This window comes from Pedobacter sp. B4-66 (genome assembly GCF_018492665.1).
Classification (GTDB): Bacteria; Bacteroidota; Bacteroidia; order Sphingobacteriales; family Sphingobacteriaceae; genus Pedobacter.
Window position 1 is genome coordinate 404,650 of record NZ_JAFVME010000006.1, and the last position, 25,744, is coordinate 430,393.

Here is a 25,744-nt window from a genome sequence, read left to right on the forward strand (position 1 = left end):
CGTTGTTTTTCTTTAACTACTCAATTTTATTAAACCTCAAATGCATAACCCTTCCATCATTAACTTCAAAACCTATGATTTGATTTCTATTACCGCGTAATACCTTCAGGTGTCCCATCCACCAATAATCGGTACGCATGTGATCCTTTCCAGTAAGCTTTAATTTGGTATCCTCGTATTTATTATTGGTTAATATTAAATCCTTACCTTTTAAAACAACCCCATACTTACAATCCAGTTCCGGACAATAATACGTCCCTGCATACTCTTGCAATTGTTTATCTGTTTGATTATTGACTGCTACGTACTTAAACAAAGAACGTTCACCACCCGGCCACCATTGTTTAACAAGGACATCGCCTTTGTTTGTTGTGCTGAACAGAAATTTAACATCAGGTGAAGAAGCTTCCATGAAAGTGCCCTTTTCGTCTTTTAATAAGAGGTCTGAGCGGCCATACCTTTCCCAATACAATTTTTCATTGAATAATTTAAAAGTAAACTGTGTTCCGTCATCAGAAATATAATCACCAGAGAACTTCTTTGCACCTGCAAGATCTTTTAAAACGGCTTTACTGCTATCAATAGCCGAAACAACAGGATCAATTGCTTTTTTGGAAGTATCTTTAATAAATAAGTTAGCCATTTCATACATCTTACCCATGTTAAAATCACCAACATTACTAAAAATGATAAAGCCCATTTTTAAATCAGGAAAAGTAACAACCGATGTTCTGTAACCCGCATCGGCTCCGTTATGCGAATATTGTTTCCACCCTCTGTAGGTATTATTAGCAATTCCCAATGCATAGTCAGATTCTTTGCCGTTGTTAAATCTCCCCTTTTGCGTTAGCGTTTCTATGTCTTCCTGAGTACCTACCTTAGGATTGTAAAAATTCATAACCCATTTAGCCATATCATTCACATTGGTAAAAAGACTGGTTGCTCCTGCGTTAGAATACGACAAAATACTATTGCTAAAGCCACCTCCATCCTTAGGGTAATACGAATAGGAGCGATTTTTTACAACTTCAGTATAATCGTCATGAAAGTGTGTATCAATCATACCCAAAGGTTTGAAAATGACAGAATCTGTAAATTGTCTAAGCGTTTTCCCAGTAACAGATTTTACAATTTCAGCGAGCATCATAAACCCACTGTTAGAGTAACTATATTCTTCTCCCGGTTTAAAATTCAGGGCCTGTTGCTTGCTCAGCACTTTAACAATTTGTTCCTGCTTAATTACATCATCAAGCCTTGTGCCCGATATTGCCAACAACTGCCATTGATCTCTAATCCCACTAGTATGGTTAAGCAACTGCCGAATGGTAATTTTTTCTTTAAGATCAGGAAACCAGGGAAGATATTTATGAATCTCATCATCTAATTTAAGCTTCCCTTGTTTGGCAAGCAAAACAATAGCATAAGCCGTAAATTGCTTAGAAACTGATGCCATATGATAGATAGTTTCCGGCGTATTGGACACGCCGTATTCTATATTAGCCAAGCCATATCCTTTAGCATAAATCAACGAATCGTTGCGCACAATGCCTATGACACAACCAGGGCTGCTAAAAGTATTCCATTTCGCAAATAAGCCGTCAACTTTTTTTGTAATGGAGTCTGGCAACGCTTGTGCCCATACCTTTGTGGTCGGTATCAACGTGCATAAAAATAGAATAATCGCTTGTTTTCGTATATTTTCGATTTTCATATATTCCTATGGTTTTAGCTTCGATCTTATTTACCAATCGCGCTCTTGTGCATTTCATTTATCAACGACTTTAGCTGCCCAAGGTCACTTTCCACAGGTCTTGGGGCAAAAATGCTCTTCACAAAATGGTTTTTATCTATCAGTAAATACCTCGGTATACTTTCTATCATCATAAACTTAGACAACTCTGATTTATACTCGCCTTCTATAAGATATTGATCATTCTCTATTTTATCATTTATGGAAGCCTGTTTCCAAGCCATCCTATCCTTGTCCTGCGAGAAATAGACCACTGCCACTCCATTTTCCATCATCCATTTCTTAGCATCAACAGATGCCGCGATATCCAGTCTGCAGCCCCCACACCAGCTTGCCCACAAATCTATATACACAGCTTTCCCTTGGTAACCGGCCAATACTTCTCTTAAACTCTGTTTCTTTCCACTTGAATAATTCGTTAAAAAGGTACTATCTAATACTTTTTTTGTTAACGGCTTGTTTAACAACCGATATTTCAAATCAGATTCATTGATGTACCTTAAATAATTGGGGTCTTTCACTTCAATATAGGCTGACTTGATTAGTGATAATAAGGCTGCATCATCTATCGCGATTTTACGTTCAGAAGCATTACCAATCAAACTGGCAATTGCATAGTCTTTGGTTTTACCGCTTAGCTCTTTCCTTATTTTCTTTTCAACTCTTTGTAAGTTTACCTTATCCTCACTTTCTTTAAGGCTTGCATATCGAACACTTAGCGCAGACTTGTATTCATTAGCAGCCAGCAAGCGATCGTCATTAAATTTGAACTTTTTCATTTCATTAAGATAGTCCTGAGGAATACTGTCGATTACCATATCCGATATCGCGGAGTACAAAAAATTTATATAATAATATCCGATCTTATTTTGCGCTATATGAGAAAGTGTTTTAGATATAGGATAAAGTGACAAAAGTGCTCCCAGTTGCTTAGTTTTATCACTGTACCATTCATCAAGTTTTAGTTTATACTTTAACAAACTGTCTCGATTATCGCGAAACTCTTTGTTTACTGTATACCTTCTTGCTATTTGAGGGCCTCCTGTAAAATCAGTTACCATTGCAAACACCTGGTAATTGGCAGCATGGTTACCAAAGAATTTGATCTTTGCATCAAACCCTGCACCATCAATAGTAAACTTTATGGTGTCTCCAGGTGTTACATAAATCAACCACTTCCTCGACAGAATCATGAAATAAAGAAACTGTGGCTTACTTAGCTTAAAAGTGCCCCTAAACTGATTGTTTTGTTTATAATCAGTTAGTAGCTTTTCGGTTTCCTGACCGCTAAATAAGGGTTGTGTCACGATGAAAATATGATCCACCTCCTGATGGTTCGCTGTACCTGAGAGGGTAACTGTTCCCTGGCCAAAAGCAAAATTAAAGGCAACTGACAACAAGATAATGAGGAGCGTTGTTTTCATATTCAGTTTATAAATATTTGGTTATTTAAACTTACATAAAAATGGTGATTTATAATCGCGTTCAATATGAAAGACAAAGTTTTTATAGAGAAAAAAATATCAATAAAGTTTTGTCGTCAAATGACGTTACATTATATTTGTCGCTATATAACGACGCAATGATATTAAGACGAGACATTTTCCAAGCACTAGCAGATCCTACAAGAAGATCGATACTAATTCTCCTTGCTTCTCAGGCATTTACTGCCGGTGCAATTGCCAACAATTTTGATGGTGCGAGGTCTACTATTTCCAAACACATACAAATTCTTACGGAGTGTGGCCTCTTAGAAGCAAAACAACAAGGGAGGGAAATCTATTACCAAATCAAGATGGATCAAATAACAGACGTTGATTTGTGGTTATCTGAACTTAGAAAAATATGGGTTAACCGTTTTGATAAACTTGATCTGTATTTAGAAAAAATCCAAAAAGACAAACTACAGCATATGAAAATACAAGAAGAGGCATTTGTAATCACTCACTCATTTGAAGCTGATCTGAAAACAGTATATGAAATGTGGACCAATCCCACGCATTTTTCAAGTTGGTTGGGGCCAGCCGGAGCTCATATGTCGTTTTCTCACGCTGAAGTTAAAGAGGGAGGAATATCACAATGGTCTATGACCACTGATGACGGACAAACTAAGCATGGTCAGCTGAATTTTAAAATAATTAATCAGAACCATCTTTTAGTTTATGCTCAGAATTTTTGTGACAAAGATGGGAACATCATTAAAGCTCCATTTTCTGCTACCTATCCCAATTATTTATTAACCACCGTCAATTTTGTAAAAGAGAGCGACAATAAAACGAGAGTAACAGTAAAATGGGAAATATTTGGCGATGCAAAAGAAATAGAAAGACACACTTTTCTTGAGATGAGACCCATTATGAAAGTTGGGTGGAATTCATCATTTGAGAAGCTTGAATCACTACTCACCTTACTTAAAAACTAAAATCCTAAACACCAATCTATAAAACTATGGAAAAGGCAGAAAATAGAGAAATACGAATGACTAGAACATTTAAGGCTCCTATTGACTTGATGTGGGAGGTTTGGACAAAGCCAGAACACATTGTAAACTGGTGGGGACCTAATGGTTTTACCAATACAATCCACAAAATGGACGTCGAAGAAGGTGGGGAATGGAAATTGACTATGCATGGGCCAGATGGAACAGATTATGCGAATAGGAGCATTTTCAAGGAAATTATTCTTTTTAAAAAAATCGTATTTGAGCACTTTAATCCGCATTTCATCACCACAGTACTATTTGAGTCGGAAGGTGAAGAAACCAAAATAGACTGGTCGTTGTTATTTGATACAGCTGAAATGCGAGAAACTGTAGTAAAAGCGCACAAAGCAGATGAAGGTCAAAAACAAAACCTGGATAAACTAGAAAAGTATCTTTCTACGCTTCCAGGAAAATCTAAAGCTTAAAAAGCTTGTCGTAATACCCCCTTCAATTTGTCAGTACTGCCCAGTATAAAATAAAACAGCTTAGCATAACTTGCCATAAACTAAATATCAGTTATGAAAACAAATGAACAAGCATACAATCAACTGAGTAACTTCATTGGAAGTTGGAATACAGAAGGGCTTATACCCGCTTCAAATGGTCAGCCTGAAATAAAAATCATAGGCACAGACAATTATAACTGGATAGTTGATGGTTTCTTTTTACTACACACCGCAGATGTGACAATAGGTAACGACAACAGTAAAACACATGAAATTATTGGTTATGATGATTTAAATGGCCATTACACCATGCGGCATTACAACAATAATGGCAACTCAGGTTTTATGACCGCAACAGTTAATGATGGTCTTTGGACTTTCAATGGTGATAGCTTGAGGTTTAAAGGTGGTTTTAATGAAAAAGGCGACGTATTTTCTGGTGTTTGGGAACAACTTACGGATAGTAAAACCTGGGCTCATTTAATGAACATCAAACTATCTAAAATAAAACTAACATGAGAAAGGTAATTTTAGCTTTGGCTGTTTCCTTAGATGGCTTTATTGAGGGGCCTAACCGCGAGGTTGACTGGATTACTTTTGATGAGGAAACCGCAAACGAATTAAATGAATTCGCAAAGGAGATTGATACTGTTTTATACGGCAGGGTGAGCTACCAGCTTTTCGGGAATTACTGCCCTGATGATAATGGGCCTGATTTCGAAAAGAAATTTTACAGCGAGATAAACAAGATGCAGAAATATGTATTCTCGAAAACACAAACAGAGTTTGAAGGTGCCCCCATTGCAATTAGTTCAGGCATTGGCCAGGTAATACAAGATCTAAAAAAACAGGAAGGTAAAGACATCTGGTTATTTGGGGGCGCGGGACTAATCTCATCATTACTCAATTTAAACCTGGTAGATGAGATAAGAATTGGCATCCACCCTATAGTATTGGGAGCCGGAAATCCTTTATTTAAAACAATTTCACAACAAATTAAACTGAAGCTTTTAAAGGCTACAACCGGTAAATCGGGCGTAGTCGGATTGTACTACAAAGTTGAACAACATAAAGATTACTAACCAATTAAAAATTACAATAAAAAATGGCTGTTATAATTTTAGAAACAGAAAGGTTAGTCGTTCGACAAATTGAATATACTGATCTCAACCGGTTGAATTTTATCTGTAGTGATACAGAATTAATGAAGTACGTTGGAGATGGGAAGCCATTATCAAAAGATCAGGTAAAAAAATGGGTTGAAGTAACGATCATTAATTATGCTGAAAAAGGTTTTGGAAATTATGCCGTTGTAGATAAGGAAACCAATGAAGTAATAGGATATTGTGGTTTAGTATTCTCTATTGCTATTAATGAGATTGAATTAATTTATGCGTTAATAAAGGACTACTGGAATAAAGGGATTGGTACAGAAGTAGCAAAAGCTGTATTAGATTATGGTTTACATACAATCAAACTTAAAGTCATTTATGCATCAATTGATCCGGAAAATATACCGTCCCAAAAAATCCTGGAAAGAATTGGTTTCCAATTTGCCTTCGAACAAAATGATGAATTTGGTTTAAGTTCTCTCTACTATAAAATCATGTAAATCCTAAACTAATGAAAAAGACAATCGTATATTCAGTGTTAGCACTTCTAACGTTCTCATCATGCAATAGCTCGAACCAATCACAAGACAACAATAGTCAAATGAAAACGACCGAAAACGACACTTTAAGCTCCAAAAATGGCTATTCAGAAGTCAATGGAATTAAAATGTATTATGAAATTTATGGACAAGGGAAACCACTTGTCTTGATTCATGGAGGTGGGTCTACTATACAAACTACATTTGGAAGGGTTATACCAATGCTTGCCAAACATAGAAAAATTATAGCTGTTGAACTGCAAGCCCATGGAAGAACCAGTGATAGAGGAAAGGATTCATCTTTTGAACAGGATGCTGATGATGTTGCGGCGCTGTTAAAAAATTTGAATATTAACAAAGCAGACTTTTTTGGTTTCAGTAACGGCGGAACAACTACTGTTCAAATCTCCATTCGTCATCCTGAAATAGTTGATAAAATCGTTTTGGGTTCTGCACTTTTAAAGCGCAGTGGCGTTTCACCGCAGTTTTGGGGTTTCATGAAACAAGCACAACTATCAAATATGCCAGAAGAACTAAAAGAAGCTTATTTACAAGTTACACCAGACTCAAATGGCTTACAAATAATGCATGATAGAGATGCTAAAAGAATGGTGAATTTTAAGGATATACCAGACGATCTGATAAAATCTATTAAAGCCCCAACCCTATTTATCAATGGCGACCAAGATGTGGTAACGCCAGAGCACGCACTCGAAATGCATAAACTGATAACTAACTCGAAAGTAGCAATAATCCCTGGAGTACATGGTGAGTATATTGGAGAAATAACCACATTAAAATCTGATTCTAAAGAAGCAGACTATGTGATTCCAATGATTGAAAGTTTCCTTGATAAACCTGAGGCAAAATAAAAAGCTAAAGAGGAAGTTCAAAAAGCTTTGTGAACTATTTCATTTCCAAATTCACGTCGACTTTTATATCCTTTTTTGTCATTTTTTCAATCTTAACAACAGGCGATTCACTCGAATCAAATTTATTCTTCTTAATGAGTACATTTTTACTCGCCGTCAAATTAATAACCGGCTTAATGGCTTTCGTCGGCAATAAACTTGTTCTCGAAATTTTATTACCAGTAAAAACCAACCCATCTACACTTCTGGCATTAAGCACTCCATCATTGTACAATATAAATGTATTGTCCTTAATACGAATATTGCGATGAACCATGTTGCCCTCCTTTAATTCATGATTTTCCGGAGCAATATTTATAGCTCCACTTCCCGAATTAAAACCACATTCCTGAAATGTATTATTGCGAATAAGCACATCTCTAACCGCACCAGATTCAAACCAACTGGAAGCATCATCAGCAATCAGAATTGGATACATGCCAGTCCGATAAAAAATATTATTTTCAATAAGTACCTTACGGCGTGTAGTAAGTAGTAAACCACGTGTATTGGTTCTTTCAAAACGGTTATTTCTAACAATTACTTCCGGTGTCCAGGTAAGATTTTCTATAACTAAATCAGCTTGAGCAAATGATGGCAGGCTACCTTCCACTTCAAGCTCCATTTCACGTTTATTTATCAACTTTGCCGTTTTCAACTTTGCAGTTCCTATAGACATCAGTGTTTTTGGATTGATAAATGCGATGCTATCACCGGCAAAAAAGGCATCAAATCCATAGGTTTGATGGTGCATAAAACGTACTTTAATTTTGCCAGCATCAGCTGTCATTATTTGCAAATGTGTCCCATGAACATTCACTGGATCATCATGAGAACCAGAGGTAAAACAGCTATCTATTTTAACCACCCCTTTACAACCTGAAAAGTGAAAACAATCTGCAAATGATGAAACAATTCGGCCGCTATTTTCCCTGGGTGCAACGGTTACTTTAAACAAAGAAATATTTTCAGAAAACTGAGATACAATTCCTAAACCATGCATAAAATGCATTTTTACATCTTCAAGTTTTATGTCTTTAGACTGAGAAATAAATCCGCCACAATTATCACGATAAGGATCTCTAATTGTGAGTACATCACCCTTTTTCAATGAAGTTTTGCTGAAGTCGCCCTCAAACCTCACATTAAAAGGAGCTTTCTCAATGGCTTTACTTTCCAAAAAAGGACTAAAAGAGCTGTAATGCATAAAATTTTTAATCGGATCAAACAGGATGGTATGAAATGATTTTGTCTTCCACCCTTCACCATAAAAACTAATACGACCAATATCAATGGAATATTTAGAGTCAGCATGAATAGCTGTTTCAATAGCATTGGGTGACACCAACATTACTGTCACTTCCGACATGGTAGGCCTTTCATAATCGAATCTAATATTCTTGATCTTTACATTTTTACTGTTTAAAATTGCAAAAGAAACCATCTTGCCATGAAGTACAATTAATGTATTGTTTCCTTCAAGGGTCACGTCACTATTATCTTCAAAAAGAAAAGCAATATTTTTCACTTTTGAAAGCGTATCATCTTCTGTACAATTGGATATATATAATTCACGATGTGCACTTCCCTCTGGCCAAATGTCAATTCGCCCACCCGGCAATTCCAAAATGGCACCTTGTTTACCTTTACAAGCATCAATAGCCTTTTGTATACCAGCTGCAGCATTCTCAAAACTGTTCTTTTTTACTCCAAAATCAACAGCCTTAATAACAGTTTGAGAGTAACCGCTTACTCCAGCAAAAAATAAGAAAAGTAGTATAAAATAATTCTTCATGTCTATCCTTTTATTGTAAACCAACCAAATCCACCGGCAGGTATATTTACACTAATAAATGTTTCCTGTTTTTCATTTAGTTCCAGATTGCTGACTTTACCATTTTGGTCTGTTAATATAGCCTTTCCTTTTAAGCCTGTATAATAAAGAGGCACTTTCATTTGTTTGGTAATTGGCTTACCAGTAGGATTGAACACAATTAACATCCCTTTTTCATCAAGTTCTGGGTTAGCATGTAACATCGCATCCAAATCTCTACCTGTCGGACGAGAAACGTGAATGATATCTGAAGTAAGAATGGCTCTGTGTTCTTTAAACCAATTCACCCATTTTGATACCATTGCTTTTGTTTCAGGAGTATCATAAAGTCTGTTCCCTCTAACTGTAAACTGACAACCACTAGCCAAATGTTGAAACAAGCCAACTTCATACCTATCCAAATTTTGAGATAATGGCTCTAATCCTACCCTGGCATCATTGGTATAAAAACCAACCAGTTGTAAAGTCATCCAGCCCATAGTCGGGGTCTTGTGCCAGGTACCATCATAAATATACTGACGACCTAATAGCAATTGTTGTTGCGGAGTTAAATTCGCACTAGCCTCACGATACCCCATACCTGTAGCGGATTGCCCATTTAGAAAATACCAGTCTGGAATTGGCACATACATGTTACGGCGTTGAAGCTCGTGAAGTACACGTACCTGTTGCTTCCATTGCTGCCATTGAGAATCGTATAGGTTAGTATGATGTGGATGTGTTGTAGATGCACACACGTCACCATGATAAGGTCCATCCATATTAAAGGTCATCAGGCCTGTTTTATCGAAGAACTTCCACATGTTCGAGTAATACTTATCTTGCCAATCACTTGCAATACAAACACTCTGCCCGAATAAACTACCTGGTTTATTGGTAATCGGATCAATACAATCCACATCAGCCCCTCTTCCTCTTGAGGCAACCTGCAATTCATAACCTCCCATTACAATTCCTTTGGTAGCAGCATAAGATGATATGCCTTTCCATAAAGAAACATAACCGGTATCCAGGTTATCATGAGAAATACCTGGCCATGCCATAATATCTAACCTTTCAAATCCCAATTCTCCCATTTGATCTATAAAACCTTTAAGCTTCGTTTTATCGTGCGAAGTAATACCTCCGGTAATTAAAGATTCAGTTACCTGCGGAGCTAGCTTTCTGTAGAATTTACGATGTGCCAGACTCTGACGTTCTCTGTCGTCGTTGTCATGTAATAGCTCGAAAGTAGTAAAAGAAGTAAACTGTTGTTTTGACTTTACAGTTTCAGAAGGCCCCATAGGCACTCTGCTTACCAATAAATTATGATGTGGAAAACCAAGAAATTTGTCCTCTGCCTGATTGTGTGATGCCCAGGTATTGTATTCACTATCTGTTCTCCATGTAGTAGTACTTTCTCCTGTTTGGTAAGCCGGAGGAGTTCCGTTATAGTGCATTAATGCTGATCCTTCTTTATCGGCATTGGCCAATGCAAAAGAATAATCACTTTCAACATGTATACGTTTTACCTGATCCTGATTTACCGCTAAAACTTCGCATTCTGTTTCACGAACAACAAAAGATGAATTGGTATTATTGTCGATAGTTAACCATTTGGCAATAACAGGCATGCCTTCATACAGTTCATAATGCACAGTAACCTGTACCGTATTTTGCCAGTTGCTCTTATTCAATGGTGCTTTATAATGCATTAAAACATGTAACCCATTAGGCGGCCAATCAGTATGTACAGCATTATATTTTTGCTGCCAAGGATAGCGCGCTGTAGGTTGCATTACCTCAATACCTGTAAAACGGAATGCTGAAGGCTCAGCGATTAAATTGCTATACCAGCTTTCTAATAAATATGACTTTTCCGGCTGTCCGCTAAATCCACCTATATCATACCAGGTGCTATCTATCATTACCCTAGCTTCGGGTTTTACTGCCCTTAGGTATTGAGCGTCGGTATTTTCATTTTTAAACCCTACACAAGCTAAATTTTCTGCCACGTAAAATTCACGACTAAGCAAACCATTGGTTAATAATAGTTTCGCCGACATTTGACCCCGATCTTTTTGCAATAATAGCTGTACAGGTGTTTTAACCTGACTAACTAACCAGTCTTTTGAATTTTCAGCCGCAGCTGGGAATGATTGTACTTTAACAATTGATTTATTACCTTCAAGCGCTGCAATTAATGCACGCTGCTCTTCTGTAGCTTGTTTTTGTTTTTTCGCAAGCTGTTTACCATTAAATAACAGATGCTTGGTGACATCGAACTTTGTTTTATTTAAAGAAGCAAACCTTACTTCATATATTAACCCATTAAAAAAGCTCCCTTTACCCAAAGCCCCTATAGAAAAATTAGAAGATACAGTTTTAGCTACCGGTAAACCTGTTAGTGTTTTTACTCCATTGGCAAGCACCGAAACGGCCTTACCATCATTTACTACAGCTATATGAATCCATTCTCCCGCAATTGCCTTTGCAATAGGCTTGGCATTTTCTTTACCATCTATTAGCACCACCCACTGATCTTCTTTTTGCGATAAAACGTACCCCTCTTTATCATCGCCATAAGCAAGCGCTAAACCAATACTTCTCCCCTTATCATTTGCTCCTTGTCGGCTATTTACCTGAAACCAGCCTTCCAGCACGAATGATGTAGCTGCTTTACCAAAATTATCAGCGATACTATAACTACCCCGGTCTTTGAATGAAATCGCTCCCTCGCCGTTTAATTTTTTATCAGCTGGTGCATCTGCAAAAAAAACAGGTTGGCCATTTCGCTTTAAATCATGACCTAGGCCACTCAAATCCTTTAAAACATCGGGAGAAGTAGCATAAGTCACTGCACCTGACCGCCCCATATTATAATGAGCTACTACAGTCTGTTGAGCGTTAGCTTGGTTAAAAAGAAGCAGTACTGCAAATACACAACATACTTGCCTATATAAATTTTTGAAATCTTGAATCAGAAATAAGTTCATTTTGCTGTTTAGCTTTATTCTTCCGGGTTATTGATAGCGCTTTCTTAATAGTTCCATCATGTATACATTAATGTCCCATTGGCTACTTAGCGGTTCACGTGTATAAGGTACAGTTGGCATATAAGGAAAAGGACCAAACTCAGGAGTTATGGTTAAGTTGGTCGCGCCATTTTTTTGGTGATGTTTTAAAATAGCATCCCACCATTGCAGGTGTGCATTTAGTTGCTGTTCCCATTCAGGCGATCTTGGGTCATTCACCTGCGGACCTTCTTCATACCCTACCCTGGCATGAATGTGAATTGCATGGGTACAGGCTAATTCAAGAGCTTCCTGCTGATCGGCTAACAAGCTCTCAGCTACGTTACACCAGTGCGAAAAATCGGCAGTAATCGGCAAATCAGGAATCTTTTCTAAAATAGCCTTAGTCCCATGAGCCGAAAACAAGGCCTTATTGCGGTGTGTTTCGTGTGCAATTGGGATGTTGTATTCCGTTGATAAACCTTTCGCCAGATCAAACAATGCCTTATTCTCTTGAAACGAGAAATAGTCCTTTCCCGTTTGTGCGTCAATTTTTACCGGATTTGCTTCGAGCAGGTTACGCAATTGCTTTTCGTAATTGCACTTATGTTCTTCAAAATCTTTCTCAAAAGATTGATAATACTGTCCTATCAAAAGTAAATTATACTTAGCAAGCGCTTTAGCCTGCTCCTCTCTTTCAACAGCATCAAAAGGAACCCATGCTTCAATACCATCGTATCCTGCCTCCTTTACCTTTCGGCAAAAGGCATCATAAGTTTCATGTTCCTGTCCCCATCTTGGGCAAAAAAACTGTAAGGTCATTTTATTTGGTTGCATACTATTCTTTATTTTAGGGATGAAAAGGGTTACTAATACCCAATAGCTCTTTTCAATTTAACAAACATTTTTTTGTTCGAACCATCTCTATTTGTTTTGTATAAGTTCCAATTATTGGCGTCAACAGTTTCCAAATGGAATGATTGCGTAGGGTCCGACAGCTGATCCTTTACCCATATCGGGAATGCACTGGCAGCTCTTGCATCTTCCCATGTTCTTATTGCTTTAAATATAGCGTCTTTCTGAGGGCAACTTTCAACATCCTTTTGATTTATTTTCAAACTGTATGTTGTACCAACCCCTACTGAAATGGCTTGTATATGCTCATATTCTTCAACTGTAGATTTGGCGTTGATTGGGAAATTGCCACCCATACCCACAGGAAAATAGTTAGCATAAGTTACATCACGTAGATCTTTCCCCTGACTAGTTGTGCTACCCCATTCGCGAGTTTCAGCATCATACAAATTCTTTCCACCACCAACATTCCAAATGCTTTGATAATGCCATGATCCTTCAGATAAAGTAGCACCTGTGAAGCGGATATATGGAACACCTAATTGCTTTGCTTTTTCAAACATTTTACCAAAGAAAAGTTTGGTCGAATAATAGCCATGTCCGTTATTAAACAAAAACTCTTGTCCATCAAAATCATAATAAGCAAGGCCATTGATTTTACAAATCTCAGCAAAGTGCTCCGCTATTTTGTCTTGCAATTGCATATTCGGAATAAGTCCATCATAACCATAGTTAACCGTTACCTGAAGCTTATAAATAGTATCTCTGTTAGTATGATTTGATGGGGTAGTCTTCCAGTATCCTCGCTTTACATTTAAAAGTCGGTACGGTTTTTCTTTCGAAACACCCATATAATGGATAAGTTCCTTACCAATTTTAATCATATTTAAGTCCGCACAATGACCTTCCCAACTAGCAATCTCATCAAGATGCGTTGGGTCGTCAACAAGAATAACTGTGTCAGCTGCACTGATACTTTTTACCAGCAAGCGTTTTTGCTGATAACACAAACTATCGCTTGGTATTGGACTGGCATCCATTGTACCCGGAGCTAAAGCAGTAGTAATAGGAGTTCTACCTATGGTAATACCTTGTTTGGCTGCCATCTCCGAAAACTCCTTATGCGAAACATTTCCGGTTGTTAATTTTATTGGTTTGTTCTCAAAATTCTTTCCATCAATATAACCTTTGTTACCACGATCAGCTCTTAAAAAGCCTTGATCATATAAACTTATTGTTTTAAAACCCAATCTTGAGGTATAAGAAATTATGCTATCATTTAAATTACCACTGGTAAGAGCGTCAGGAACAAAAGCAGCAGGATCCTTTATCCATTTTCCGTTAATGGTTGGATGAGGAAGCTTTTCCGCCAAAACAATTTTTTGAATCACATCCAATAAAGCTGTACTGTCCGGACTCCCCCATAAGGCTACAGATGATCCAATATAATCTACCGACAGTGGTTGCACTTGTATGTGATTTGGTTTATTGGCCTGCATAAGCGGCATAAGTGAAAAATTGATTTCTCTTTCAAAAGACCTGTTTCTTGATTGATAAGCAATGGATATTTGACCTTTCTTATCTACTAAGGCTGCATTACCATACATAATTCTATACCAGGGCTCCTTATGTGCATAAAAAGCAACATCACTGATTCCATCTCCTCCTAGGGTAAAAATTTGTCCTTCGTGAAGGTTTTTAGGCAAAGGAAAACGCTTGGCATCCGGCGTATGTATAATATATTGAAAAGGAGCTGCATCACCAATAGTTTCAGCTAGTCCGCTTATAGTCTTGTCATTCAAAGCAAGCATACCAATTGCGTAGTTAACCGTTTTGCTGGTGTCGCGGGCAACGCCGATAATTTCACCCATTAGGTTGGTAATGCTGGTGTGGTAGTTTCCCCACTGGATGACATCAATCCCGTTACGCGGTGAGAGCGATTGCAGTGTAAGTTTGAAATATTTCTTTTTTGGGGCGATACTGATTTTGGCAACTGAACCATTCGGATATTTAAGTACCATGATCTGGCTAGCCTGAGTATAGGTTGCGCTCGTTGGCTGGTAGTAAACGTTCTTTTTACTATCATATAAACTCATCACCGGAGAAGGCTTATCTGTAGGGCTAAATTCCCGATTAGGCTTAACCGTGATGTTTTTCATGCTGGTGATGTAGCCCTTGTTGTTGATCTGGATTTTAAAATAATCTGTGCTAAAATTGTACTGCGCAAAAACCGATATTGGAATTGTTGTAACAAAAAAAACAATTACGATTTTAATGAAATTTAGTTTCATAATGAATTGGTTATTTCAGTTGTGTGACCTGAGGCTAAGTTACCAATTCAACATGATTTAAAAATCCACTATTTTGACTAAAACTGATGAATTATTTGCCTAACATATAAAAAATGGCCGGAATTTCTTCCGGCCATAATTAAAACACTAACCTATATTTAAAAAATAAACAACCTACTGTAATGGATCAAAAGTACCACCCCATTCCTTGTTTTGTGGCAATTGATCAGGTTCAATAGAAATTTGCGCAGGACTTAAAGAGTTAAACCAGTGATTAAGGCTCAAGTTATAAGTCTGATTGGTCGACGCTGTTTTATCCAGACTTTCTACAACAACTGCAGAGAATTTAGACCTTACCGAAGCGGTCATGATATTATCTGTGTTGCCAGGCAATGCCTGACCTTTATTTAGCATCAGGAATAAACCTCTTCTAGTTGATTGAGCGTTCAGAATATCGTAACGTTTCCATCTTCTTAAATCATTAAACCTAAACCCTTCAAAAGCAAACTCTACCTGACGCTCATTCATAATCGCAGTACGAATATCCGGCTGTCCAGCTGCGGTAATGCCATATTTCTGACCAGCACCAGGAGCTATGCCTGCACGTTGGCGAATAGCATACAAAGCGGTCAATGCCTCGTTACCACGACCTGTTTCATTTGCACATTCGGCAAGGTTTAAGAGTAGTTCGGCATAACGCATTGGCGAGAACCAACTTTTAGCACCAGATGCTACCCCTACTAAGGCATTTCTGTCTAAAAGCGTATCCAGACCTTTACGCTGGAAAAATCCTGTTACACCGTTTTCATCGCCATTTTGGATAACTGGAGAAATACCTGAGAATAAAGTATTATCTCTTGCCGGCAATACAGTACTTGGTGTTGCTGTTTCTTTCCATGTCCAGGCCTGCCAGTAAGAATGGGATCTTGGCGTTGTCATTCCTATCACATTTACATCTGGTGTAGGATATACTGTTCCACCACACCAAATAGTTGCATAAAATCGATCGTCGCGATTGGTGTAAAAATCTGTTAAAAACTGTTGATTATAAGCTGCATTAGCCAATTGGTTTTTATCAAACTGCATAGGGCTACCATCACGTTTTGGATAAGCAATCAATAATGGCAGTATTGGTTGATCGGCATTGGTTGCTCCATTTGTAAACGCGATTGGTCTTATAGCGTTAAAGTTCATGTAACTATCCGGGTAGTAGAACTGCCTGGTCATGATTTGCTCCTTGTTCCTCGAATACCAAATTAACTTGTAGTTTGCAAACAACCCAAAACCTGCAGCATCTGCAGCTTGTACAGCAGCTTTAGCAGCGTTGTAGGCATTTCCCCATCTACCTTGATCATTTGTTGGGTTAAACAATGGGCTTGCATACCATAAAAGTACTCTCGCTTTAAAACCAAGTGCAGCAGCGCGGTTAATCCTCCCGTAATCAACTCCGCTGTAATTAGGTGGCAAAACGGGAGCAGCTTCATCCAGATCTTTTATAATTTGGGCAACACATTCAGATGTTTTACTGCGTGCTACTTTCAACGAATTTGGGTCGTTACCATCTTGGGTGTGCAAAATTAATGGTACACCGCCAACTGAACTTACCATCCTCCAATATGTCCAGGCGCGCCAAAATTTAGCCTCGCCTATTAACCTATTTTTGGTACTTGGACTTAACACCGATTCTGGTACACCTGCCAATTGATCCATAAAATAATTGGTTTTGTCTATATAAGTATAATCCAGATTAGTGAAATTAACAGTCACATCGACTATACCCTGTTGGAAATTACCTAAGTTTCCTCCGGATGCATTAATACTCTCATCAGCATCTGCACCACTTCCAAGCTGCCATCTAGGCATAAGCCCCCCATACACATCGTTCAAATAAGCCTTAATTAAAACAGAATCGGTCCATACATTCTGTGGATTTATGGCTCCCGTATTTTCATAATCCAATCCTTTTTTACAAGATGAGCCGAACACAATTAGGGCTACATAAAGGATAAATTTATTTTTATTTAGATATTTCATTTTGATTTCCTTTTAATGTTAAAATTTAGAACGTTACACTAACACCGGCATTGAATGATTTAACAATAGGGAATGCCGTGCCGCCGTCCATTTCAGGGTCATAGAATTTTTTATTGAATTTACTGATCACAAAAAGGTTAGATCCTGACACATAAAAACGAACATTGTTTAAGTATTTTTTATACAATTTTTGTGGGAGATTATACCCAACATTCAAAAACTTTAGGCGTAGAAAACTTGCATCTGCAAACCAAAAATTACTTGCACTAGTATTAACCGACCCCGCATCATCATTTGCGCTGTAGCGAAAAGGTAACCAGGCATTAGGATTTTCCGTACTCCATGATTGATCGGTCCATGGTCTCCACATCCTGTTCCATTCTACTCCTCCAGACAAATCCCTGAAAGATTTTTTATAGCCAAATGATCCATTAAAGTTCGCAGTAACACTTATCCCCTTCCATTCTGCATTTAAGTTTAAGCCTAATACTTTAGCATTATTGCTTTTATTCAGCACACTAATGTCGAAGTCATTGATTGTGTTGTCTCCATTAAAGTCCTTATACGCAAACTGCCCTGGTTTTGGAGCACGACCATTGAAATTGTATCCTGGATGTGCCGCCAGCAAAGCATCAACATCGGCTTGCGATCTAAGCAAATGATCAACTGTGTAACCCGTAATCATGTTAGAAGAACGACCACTTCCAATTTGATTTTGATAATCATAAGTAATATTTTGATCTCTTACCACATACCATGCATCACCGTAAGTAGCATTTAGACCTATATCATACTTAAATTCACCAACGTTATTACTATAGTTTAAACTTAGATCAATACCATTTGCTTTCATTTTGCCATAATTTACTGATGGTAAAGGGCGACTAAAAGTTGGTGGTGTACTTTGGATCCTTGTGCTTAAAATATCATAAGTGAGGGTATGCCAATATTCTGCTGTAGCAGTAAAGTGTTTTAAGAAACTGATATCGACACCAAAATTTTTGTTCAAGTATTTTTCCCAGGTAATATTCAGATTCGGAAATACATTATATCGTATACCTGGATTAAGTGAAGGTGTCTCGCCAAAAATTGCATTGTTCCCTGGAACGTAATTATCTTCATATTGCCAGCGTTTGGCATTCGCATCATCTTTTGCACCATTTGGATCTATCGCGACAAAGTCATTACCCGTTAGTCCAACTGAAGCCCTTAATTTTAATGACTCTACTCCTTTTACCTTGCTAAAGAAATTTTCTTTAGAAATAATCCAGGCTGCAGATGCCGAAGGAAAGAACCCCCAACGTTTATCTACCGGGAAATTTACCGAACCATCGTAACGATAAGTAAATGTAGCCACGTACTTATCTGAATAATCGTAGGCAAATTGCCCAACATATGATTTACGACCTGTTGTTGGTAAGAAACCATAAGTGTTACTAATACCCTTTGTAGCTGTACCATTTACAATACCCCCACCTCCGGTAGAAGCCCACCATTGATCGGTCGTGTAAATAGGGAAACCATTGATAATGGCATCTATGCCGTCGTAATTCCTTTCCTGACGCTCATATACCAATGCTGCATTAACATGATGTTCACCAAAATTTCTTTCAAAATTTAGCTGAAAATTCAATTGATCCTCCTGATTCCAGGCCGACAGTTTTTCTATACTAGAACTATGTGCAGTAAGACGCTGTCCAACAATAGTATTCAAATCCCAAATAACAGGCTCAATCTGTTTCAATTGGTAATAGGTAAAAGGATGTGAATATATTTTTTGATTACTGTTGTTGAAAGTTTTTATATAACCTACTTTAGCACTTAATCCTTGTAAAAAGGGCGCCTTATAAGTTATATTTAAGTTAACAACAGATTTGATGGCTTCCGAATTGTTGTAACCTGCCAATCCATCTGCTTCACCTGATTTGTTGGAAATCCAAAAATAATCTACAGGCAAACCAGTTGCAGTAAACGACGGCATGTAAGGTTGCCATACCAGGAGTTTAGGATACATATCTCCTGACCAATTGCCTTGAGGCGAATTAAATTTATTGTTGTTTAAGCTAAGACCTGCAAAAACGGTTACATCTTTGGTAAGGTTAGCCGTTATATTTGTTCTAACATTATATTTTTTTTCGTTGGTATTCTTGATAAAAGTTTCTTGATTTACATAAGAGGCTCCGATAAAATATTGAAGTTTATCTGTACCGCCTGATGCACTTAAATTATGTGTAGTAATGGAAGGATTTACATAAACATCTTTTAAGAGATCAAAGCCATAACCCTTGCCACCACCAAAATCTGTATCTTTGAAGTAAGCTTTTGCCGTCTCGGTCCAGGGAGTGTTTGCAGGCCCACCAGCTTCACCCCAAATTCTGTTTTGAATCTGTCCCCATTCCATAATACTTGTTAGCTCCATATTTTTTCCACGGACATCTCGCCCGGTGTTCACAGAATAGTTAACAGATACTTGACCTGCTTTACCGCGTTTGGTCGTAACTAATACTACACCCGAGCCCGCACGAGCACCATATGCAGCAGTAGTAGCGGCATCTTTTAAAATGGTTACTTCTTCAACGTCATTAGGACTTAAATTGTTGAATTCCGCAGCATCATTAGTAACCTTTCCATCAATCACATACAAAGTCGGAGCAGCATTCCATGAACTTGGTGTTCTTATTCTAATACCAGGCTGTTCACCAGGTTTGCCATTAGGTGTAGAAACATACAAGCCGGCCATTCTACCTGCCAATAAATTACCAACTGATGTAGTCGGGATTTCTGTATCTGTTTGTGTAAATTTAACAGAAGCTACTGACCCGCTCAAAAGTGCTTTCTTTTGCTTTGAATAACCGACAATTACCGTTTCCTGCAACCCAACAGTAGTAGAGACCATTTCTACTACCATTCCCTGTTTAGCTGCAACAGTTACAGCTTCGTAACCGGTCATTGTAATTTTTAGCTTTGCCCCATTAGGCACGACAATTGTAAATTTACCATCCCCATCAGCTTGTACCAGGGCGGTAGCAGCCTCATTTTCCTTGCCTGGTGTACCTGCAATAGCAATTGTGGCACCTGCCAAAGGGACTTTCCCTTCTGAATCAACTACTGTCCCTGATATTTTTACTTGCGCAAAAACATACTGGGATTGTAGTAACATGAAGACGATTCCGAGCACCCGCAAGTGCATTTGTAAAATTCCTTTCATACGTTATTAGTTTATGGTTATATCTGGGGCATGTTGTATACATGCCAATCAAGAATAAATTGAAAGAAAAAAACACCTGAAAACCACAACGATCTTAACAAATACCTGTGCTATTTTGCTAAGCGCTTAGCCTTCGTTTTTATTCATTCTACCCACCAATAAACTTCCAACTGAGAATATGCGGCTACTTCTAATGTTAATTTGATAGTTTGTAATGTTTTTTTTGCTTCCCAATCTTTATCGTAAGTCGAATAATCGATATTCAAATCATTTAGATTTTTTTTCTTAGCTTTACTTCTAAACCAAATGAATCACCTGAAATGCAGTATATCTACGAAAACTTCACCTTTCCGCCTGAACAATCATTTACCGTACGATCAGAAATTCTAGAGGTAAAAAAGTATACTTCATTAAAGTCTCACGTTAATTTTGAGATTGCATTGATAGAAAACTGTTGTGGAAAACGCTTTATTGGCGATCACATAGAAGATTTTTCGGGAACAGAACTCGTACTTCTAGGAAGTTATTTACCACATTGCTGGCAATATTATAATGCCATAGATGATAAGGTACAACCTCAGGCAGTTGTGGTGCACTTCTTTCCTGACTTTCTGGGAAAAGATTTGCTAGCTAAACCTGAAGCAGTTCATTTAAATTCTCTTTTCGAAAATGCAGCAAAAGGTCTTTTATTTACGGGTCCTACAGTGGCCAGAGCAAAAATAATATTAAACCAGATGTTATTTGAAACAGGATTGTCTCGTGCTGCGTTAATGCTCCAGCTTTTGGATGTTCTCGCTCAGTCTACCTCTTGTAAAAGCCTGTCCTCTCCTTCTTTTAATATTATTGAAACTTCAACGGAAGCAACCAAGATCAACCGTGTATTCGACTATATATTCAAGCATTTCAAAGAAGATATTTCTTTGCAGGATGTTGCTTCAATTATCCCCATGTCAACAGCCGCTTTCTGCAGATTCTTTAAGCTTAAAACCAACAGAACTTTAGTTGAATTTATAAAAGAAATAAGAGTTGGACATGCAGCCAAGTTATTAATGGAAGGCAACCATAATATAACAGAAACCTGTTACAAAAGTGGATACAACAATATCTCAAACTTTAACAAGCATTTTAAAGAAGTAAAGGGTTTATCTCCAAGAGACTTTACTAAACTATATAAAATTACCGCTTAAACTAATTATTGTTGAACTTGTAAAAAGGAGTTACTTCAACCCACTTCTGTCCTTCAGTTGTTCCATTAACTCCTTTTTGGTAAGTATTCATTAGTTTATTCCATTCCACGCAGCGAGGGCTATAAGATTCTGCTAACTTTCCCATTTCATTTAAATCCGCATTTTTAGGTACTGTTATTGTCATAACAATAAGATCGTTGAAACGATAAAGCGTAATACTTTTATAGCCTGCTTTTTTAAATCCAGCTTCTACCTCAGGCCAAATTTGTTTATGGTATTCTAAATACTCACTTAGCTTTTTATTGTTATCCACGGTATTTACCACAAATACTTTCTCTACAAGTTCAGCCTCTTTATGGTTAGAGTCAGCAGGCTTACACATCATAAAAGAACAGGTAAAAATTATTAATGCAAACTGTAGAAATATTTTTTTCATCGAAGTATTAGTTAAAAATTAAATATATTAAAATCATTACAGATGCCAATCCTAGCCAAACAAACCAAATAGGTCTGGAATTATAGGCTTCCTCCTCTACTACCGTACCTTTTGTTTCTAACAGTGATGGTATTACAGTGTTTATTGCAGGCTTTGTAATTAATGTTACTGCCACAATTACAATACTTAGCGCTACGAATAGATAAAATGAGAGTAAAAGGAAATGTGGCCAATAGCCTTTATAAGGATAGTTTAATACATGACATGCCCCAAGTATTAAGCAAACCAACCCACCACCATAAAGAACTATTTCTACCGAAATGCTATTCACCCTTTTCCATATAATTCCTGCGAGAAAAACAACAGACAATGGTGGCGCAAGTATAGAAACCAAGCCCTGACTTAATTCAAAAAAGTTCTTCCCTGAATAAGAAAAAACCATGGCGATACCCACACCAATTATTGCTGCAATAATGGTAATCCACCTGCCCATTTTTATCTGTTGCTGTTTATTTAAAACTTTAACCTGCGAAACCACATCCAGTGTAAATACAGTACAAAAAGAATTTAAGCTAGATGACACCGTATCAATCAATGACGCAATTAATGCAGCAATGCTTAATCCAAGCAAACCATGAGGCATTAGTTCTTTTATCATGGTAATGTAGGCATTATCAGCCTGCGCTGTATCTTTAAATAAAACATAGCACATAATACCCGGAAGAATAAATATTAATGGCATTATTATTTTTAGTGCCCCAATAAATATTGCTCCATACTGCCCTTCCTTTAGGTTCTTTGCAGCCAATACTTTTTGCACTAAAGTTTGATCTGCACACCAATAATAAATTGCTACAACCGGATACCCCAAAATAATAGCAACCCATGAATATTCGGGGTTTGAGGCCGGAAGAAATAGTTTCCAGAAAGATTCCGGCGTTTGGCTAACCAATAAATCTACGCTACCAATTTTTTGAAACCCCAAAAAAGTAAGCAGTATTGATGACACGATAATAATGATCGATTGAAAAACTCCTGTACGAACTACCGCTTTTAGTCCCCCAATAGCTGTAAAACTGGTTGCAACAACAGCAATAATGACAACTGCTGTAAATAAAGAACAATCAAATATTCCTGAAATCAAGAGCCCGCCTGCATACAAGGCACTTCCTAACCATACCACCAATATTGAAATTAAGCTATATATGACCAAAAAATTATAAGATCGTTTACCAAAACGAATCAGTAAAAATTGTGGGATAGTGCTTATTTTGGCTTTTAAGTAATAAGGCAAAAAAACCATGGATAACAGCATTAAAAATATCCAGGCCAGTAGTTCAAAATTACTACCAACAATACCATGCGAAAAACCAATACCTGCAAAACCAATTAACATCATAGGCCCTGCATTGGCACTAAACATAGAAAAACCAATTTGCCACCACTTCAAAGATCTTCCACCCAAAAAAATGTCTTCCTGGTTTTTCTCTTTTTTATTAAAGCGAAAACCAATAAAAAACAAAGCAAGGGCATATAGCCCTAAAATTATATAATCGATGTAGTTGAATGATAAACTCAAATTTGGTCTCTTAATTACATAGATACAACAGGGTTATATTTTGGAACATCTTGTTTTTCCCATAACCTTTCTAGTACTATCTTGTTTTCTTTATAACAATATTCCCAATCAATCCTTACCGGTAACCCTTCTATTTCAGACAAATAGAATCTACCATTTCCCCATAATGGCTTAATTAAAAAATATCTTTCTAGCCCATACATAAGTGAGTGCAGATATTCAATCATTGAGTTATCATTGGCAGAAGTCATCAGAAAGGCTGAATATAGGGAATATCCACCAGATGAAAATTGCAAGTTTTGATTTTCGCATAAATCTCTTATTTCCATCCATTCTTTCATTCCTCCCAGCTGTGTGGGTACTGGCTGCAAATGTCTCACTCCGGAATTCACAAGAGTTGGGAAAATTTTCGATGTCCGTTCCGATTCCCCATAAGCTATCATAACCGATGTTCTTTTACAAAGCTCCTCAATTTGATCATAAGCAGCTGAGTGTATGGGTTCCTCTAACCAGCACAAACTCTCCTCTCCAATGGCATCAAGAAATTTGAATACTTCATTACAGGTCCAAACCTGATTTACATCTGTGGCAATCTTCATTCTATTCCCAACCAACTGATTTACAAATTTTACCCTTGCAATGTCTTCACTTATATTAGTTCCAAAATCTTTTCCAACTTTCATTTTGTAACAATCAACCCCTGCATCCATAAAGAGGTTCACTTCATTTTCAAGTTGATGCAAGGTATAATTGGTTCCCCCACCGCTTCCATACATCTTTACATCATTCCTGGTCGCACCAATGTATTTGTATAAAGGAACGCTTCTACGGCGAGCAGCTAAATCATACAAAGCCATATCAACTTGCCCCAATATGGCACCCGCTGCACCTTTAAATCCTTCATTCCTAATTGACCAATACAATTTCGGGTAAAACTCTTTATACGGTACCGAATGGCTATGAAAAAGAATTGGAAAGAGGCAGGTTTCCAGAATGTTCATGTAACTGTTATAAACAGGAGCTTCTCCAACATTCCCATCTTTATCCTCTATGGTAATAATTGATATTCCGAAGTTAGGGAAAGGCCCCATAGTGGCGTCCTGAAAAGGAGTTACCGCAGCAACCTGTTCTAAAACTCTTATTCTGATTCTTTTTATATTGAAGATTTCGTTATCTATATTGTACATCTATTGTTGATTAAGCGTTTGTAGTATGTCGTTATAAATTTCTAAAGGCAACTCCCCCAATTTCATTGCGCTAAGAGTATCTGTTAGCTGCTTCCTATCAGCAGCACCAATTACAATTTTAAATTGAGCCGGAATGGTTAAAAGAAACCGATGCGCAAGTTCTTGTAATGGGGTATTATATTTTTCGGCTATGGCATTAACTCTTTTAGCCTGTGCTATGCTTTTTAAATCGAGCCAATTGGGAGGTGAATTGGTGAATTCCGAAAAATTAGATCCTAACAATCCCATGTTTAAAGGACTGGCGGCATAATATTGTCTATTATGCGCTCTACAAAAAGGAATAGTAGTATTCAATGCGTCAATACCACACGCATTGAGCGTGTTATATTCCATAATCACATCAAATTGGTTAGACTTAAAATAGGGTTCAAACCACTCAGGGGTGTTACCGCCCAGACCTATTCTTTTTGCATAACCTTGATGCATAAAGAATTCCATTTGCTTTAATATCAGTTCTATATCCGATTGAGGAATGGCAGCAGGATCATGTAGAAAAAGCACATCTATAATGGTAACATTCAGTGTTTTCAAGCTGTTTTCTACACTCCTTTTCATTCCGTCAGAGGTGTAATCGTAATGCGCTTCATCAACCTTATAACCTTTACTGCGCCCCACCTTTGTACTGATTAATGGTCTTTTACCAGACCATTGGCCTAAGGCAGTACCTATTAGCTGTTCTGCATCTCCATATGCAGGGGCCGTGTCTATAGCTGTAATCCCTTGTTCGAGGGCGCTTAAAACTGTCTCAATTGATTCCTGGGTATCTACCTCTCTCCAAATACCGCCAATCCCTGCAGTGCCCAAAACCAATTTATTTATCTCTTCTAACATAATCACCTC

19 protein-coding genes are annotated in these 25,744 nt (G+C 37.5%); 7 read left to right on the forward strand and 12 right to left on the reverse strand.

Annotation, left to right across the window (positions count from 1 at the left end; translation table 11 throughout):
- Nucleotides 1-16 precede the first annotated feature (16 nt).
- Nucleotides 17-1,711, reverse strand: coding sequence for a serine hydrolase domain-containing protein (locus J1905_RS13445; protein WP_214227795.1), 1,695 nt, complete (start codon nt 1,709-1,711; stop codon nt 17-19).
- Nucleotides 1,712-1,737: 26 nt separating this feature from the next.
- Nucleotides 1,738-3,174, reverse strand: a complete 1,437-nt coding sequence (locus J1905_RS13450) for a TlpA family protein disulfide reductase (RefSeq protein WP_214227796.1) — start codon at nt 3,172-3,174, stop codon at nt 1,738-1,740.
- Nucleotides 3,175-3,332: 158 nt separating this feature from the next.
- Between J1905_RS13450 and J1905_RS23815 the strand changes: the two genes are divergently transcribed.
- The 6 genes from J1905_RS23815 (at nt 3,333) to J1905_RS13480 (ending at nt 7,201) form a co-directional block, all read left to right on the forward strand.
- Complete coding sequence (locus tag J1905_RS23815; protein WP_214227797.1) at nt 3,333-4,172, forward strand: metalloregulator ArsR/SmtB family transcription factor; 840 nt, start codon at nt 3,333-3,335, stop codon at nt 4,170-4,172.
- 26 nt (nt 4,173-4,198) lie between these two features.
- The gene (locus J1905_RS13460; RefSeq protein WP_214227798.1) at nt 4,199-4,657 is read left to right on the forward strand and encodes an SRPBCC family protein; all 459 of its coding nucleotides are present in this window, start codon (nt 4,199-4,201) and stop codon (nt 4,655-4,657) included.
- Between the two features lie 93 nt (nt 4,658-4,750).
- Nucleotides 4,751-5,197: a DUF1579 family protein gene (locus J1905_RS13465; protein WP_214227799.1), complete on the forward strand. Its 447-nt coding sequence runs from the start codon at nt 4,751-4,753 to the stop codon at nt 5,195-5,197.
- Nucleotides 5,194-5,760: a dihydrofolate reductase family protein gene (locus tag J1905_RS13470; RefSeq protein WP_214227800.1), complete on the forward strand. Its 567-nt coding sequence runs from the start codon at nt 5,194-5,196 to the stop codon at nt 5,758-5,760. The genes J1905_RS13465 and J1905_RS13470 overlap by 4 nt, the downstream gene beginning before the upstream one ends.
- Nucleotides 5,761-5,783: 23 nt before the next feature.
- Entirely contained in the window at nt 5,784-6,290 is a 507-nt protein-coding gene (locus tag J1905_RS13475) for a GNAT family N-acetyltransferase (RefSeq protein WP_214227801.1), read from the forward strand.
- An 11-nt stretch (nt 6,291-6,301) separates the two neighbouring features.
- Nucleotides 6,302-7,201: an alpha/beta fold hydrolase gene (locus J1905_RS13480; protein ID WP_214227802.1), complete on the forward strand. Its 900-nt coding sequence runs from the start codon at nt 6,302-6,304 to the stop codon at nt 7,199-7,201.
- 34 nt (nt 7,202-7,235) lie between these two features.
- On the opposite strand, the gene J1905_RS13485 is transcribed toward J1905_RS13480, so the two are convergent.
- The 6 genes from J1905_RS13485 to J1905_RS13510 all read right to left on the reverse strand — a co-directional run bounded on the left by J1905_RS13485 (nt 7,236) and on the right by J1905_RS13510 (nt 20,455).
- Nucleotides 7,236-9,035 (reverse strand): alpha-1,3-galactosidase-related protein, encoded by a 1,800-nt coding sequence (locus J1905_RS13485; RefSeq protein ID WP_214227803.1) that lies wholly within the window; start codon nt 9,033-9,035, stop codon nt 7,236-7,238.
- A 2-nt stretch (nt 9,036-9,037) separates the two neighbouring features.
- Nucleotides 9,038-12,049, reverse strand: coding sequence for a LamG-like jellyroll fold domain-containing protein (locus tag J1905_RS13490; protein WP_214227804.1), 3,012 nt, complete (start codon nt 12,047-12,049; stop codon nt 9,038-9,040).
- A gap of 27 nt (nt 12,050-12,076) precedes the next feature.
- A complete protein-coding gene (locus tag J1905_RS13495; RefSeq protein WP_214227805.1) occupies nt 12,077-12,904 on the reverse strand; it encodes a sugar phosphate isomerase/epimerase family protein in 828 nt (275 codons plus the stop codon).
- Nucleotides 12,905-12,936: 32 nt separating this feature from the next.
- Nucleotides 12,937-15,213 carry a hypothetical protein gene (locus J1905_RS13500; RefSeq protein WP_214227806.1) on the reverse strand — a complete coding sequence of 759 codons (2,277 nt, stop codon included), beginning with the start codon at nt 15,211-15,213 and terminating at the stop codon, nt 12,937-12,939.
- Nucleotides 15,214-15,387: 174 nt separating this feature from the next.
- Nucleotides 15,388-17,247: a RagB/SusD family nutrient uptake outer membrane protein gene (locus tag J1905_RS13505; RefSeq protein ID WP_214227807.1), complete on the reverse strand. Its 1,860-nt coding sequence runs from the start codon at nt 17,245-17,247 to the stop codon at nt 15,388-15,390.
- Nucleotides 17,248-17,272: 25 nt separating this feature from the next.
- Nucleotides 17,273-20,455, reverse strand: a complete 3,183-nt coding sequence (locus J1905_RS13510) for a SusC/RagA family TonB-linked outer membrane protein (RefSeq protein ID WP_214227808.1) — start codon at nt 20,453-20,455, stop codon at nt 17,273-17,275.
- A 320-nt stretch (nt 20,456-20,775) separates the two neighbouring features.
- On the opposite strand from J1905_RS13510, the gene J1905_RS13515 reads away from it, so the two are divergent.
- Nucleotides 20,776-21,642 (forward strand): AraC family transcriptional regulator, encoded by an 867-nt coding sequence (locus J1905_RS13515; RefSeq protein WP_214227809.1) that lies wholly within the window; start codon nt 20,776-20,778, stop codon nt 21,640-21,642.
- Between the two features lies 1 nt (nt 21,643).
- On the opposite strand, the gene J1905_RS13520 is transcribed toward J1905_RS13515, so the two are convergent.
- From J1905_RS13520 to J1905_RS13535, 4 genes are read right to left on the reverse strand one after another with little or no spacing between them, the layout of a single operon-like run.
- A complete protein-coding gene (locus J1905_RS13520) occupies nt 21,644-22,078 on the reverse strand; it encodes an L-rhamnose mutarotase (protein ID WP_214227810.1) in 435 nt (144 codons plus the stop codon).
- Nucleotides 22,079-22,085: 7 nt separating this feature from the next.
- Nucleotides 22,086-23,657 (reverse strand): sodium:solute symporter family transporter, encoded by a 1,572-nt coding sequence (locus tag J1905_RS13525; protein ID WP_214227811.1) that lies wholly within the window; start codon nt 23,655-23,657, stop codon nt 22,086-22,088.
- A gap of 14 nt (nt 23,658-23,671) precedes the next feature.
- A complete protein-coding gene (locus tag J1905_RS13530) occupies nt 23,672-24,844 on the reverse strand; it encodes an enolase C-terminal domain-like protein (RefSeq protein ID WP_214227812.1) in 1,173 nt (390 codons plus the stop codon).
- Nucleotides 24,845-25,735, reverse strand: coding sequence for an aldo/keto reductase (locus J1905_RS13535; protein ID WP_214227813.1), 891 nt, complete (start codon nt 25,733-25,735; stop codon nt 24,845-24,847).
- Nucleotides 25,736-25,744 lie beyond the last annotated feature (9 nt).

Coding starts and splice junctions, on each gene's coding strand:
- J1905_RS13510 (WP_214227808.1), bottom strand. CDS start 20,455: ATGAAAGGAATTTTACAAATGCACTTGCGGGTGCTCGGAATCGTCTTC.
- J1905_RS13460 (WP_214227798.1), top strand. CDS start 4,199: ATGGAAAAGGCAGAAAATAGAGAAATACGAATGACTAGAACATTTAAG.
- J1905_RS13515 (WP_214227809.1), top strand. CDS start 20,776: ATGCAGTATATCTACGAAAACTTCACCTTTCCGCCTGAACAATCATTT.
- J1905_RS13475 (WP_214227801.1), top strand. CDS start 5,784: ATGGCTGTTATAATTTTAGAAACAGAAAGGTTAGTCGTTCGACAAATT.
- J1905_RS13465 (WP_214227799.1), top strand. CDS start 4,751: ATGAAAACAAATGAACAAGCATACAATCAACTGAGTAACTTCATTGGA.
- J1905_RS13500 (WP_214227806.1), bottom strand. CDS start 15,213: ATGAAACTAAATTTCATTAAAATCGTAATTGTTTTTTTTGTTACAACA.
- J1905_RS13490 (WP_214227804.1), bottom strand. CDS start 12,049: ATGAACTTATTTCTGATTCAAGATTTCAAAAATTTATATAGGCAAGTA.
- J1905_RS13505 (WP_214227807.1), bottom strand. CDS start 17,247: ATGAAATATCTAAATAAAAATAAATTTATCCTTTATGTAGCCCTAATT.
- J1905_RS13520 (WP_214227810.1), bottom strand. CDS start 22,078: ATGAAAAAAATATTTCTACAGTTTGCATTAATAATTTTTACCTGTTCT.
- J1905_RS23815 (WP_214227797.1), top strand. CDS start 3,333: ATGATATTAAGACGAGACATTTTCCAAGCACTAGCAGATCCTACAAGA.
- J1905_RS13470 (WP_214227800.1), top strand. CDS start 5,194: ATGAGAAAGGTAATTTTAGCTTTGGCTGTTTCCTTAGATGGCTTTATT.
- J1905_RS13480 (WP_214227802.1), top strand. CDS start 6,302: ATGAAAAAGACAATCGTATATTCAGTGTTAGCACTTCTAACGTTCTCA.
- J1905_RS13445 (WP_214227795.1), bottom strand. CDS start 1,711: ATGAAAATCGAAAATATACGAAAACAAGCGATTATTCTATTTTTATGC.
- J1905_RS13485 (WP_214227803.1), bottom strand. CDS start 9,035: ATGAAGAATTATTTTATACTACTTTTCTTATTTTTTGCTGGAGTAAGC.
- J1905_RS13450 (WP_214227796.1), bottom strand. CDS start 3,174: ATGAAAACAACGCTCCTCATTATCTTGTTGTCAGTTGCCTTTAATTTT.
- J1905_RS13495 (WP_214227805.1), bottom strand. CDS start 12,904: ATGCAACCAAATAAAATGACCTTACAGTTTTTTTGCCCAAGATGGGGA.
- J1905_RS13535 (WP_214227813.1), bottom strand. CDS start 25,735: ATGTTAGAAGAGATAAATAAATTGGTTTTGGGCACTGCAGGGATTGGC.
- J1905_RS13530 (WP_214227812.1), bottom strand. CDS start 24,844: ATGTACAATATAGATAACGAAATCTTCAATATAAAAAGAATCAGAATA.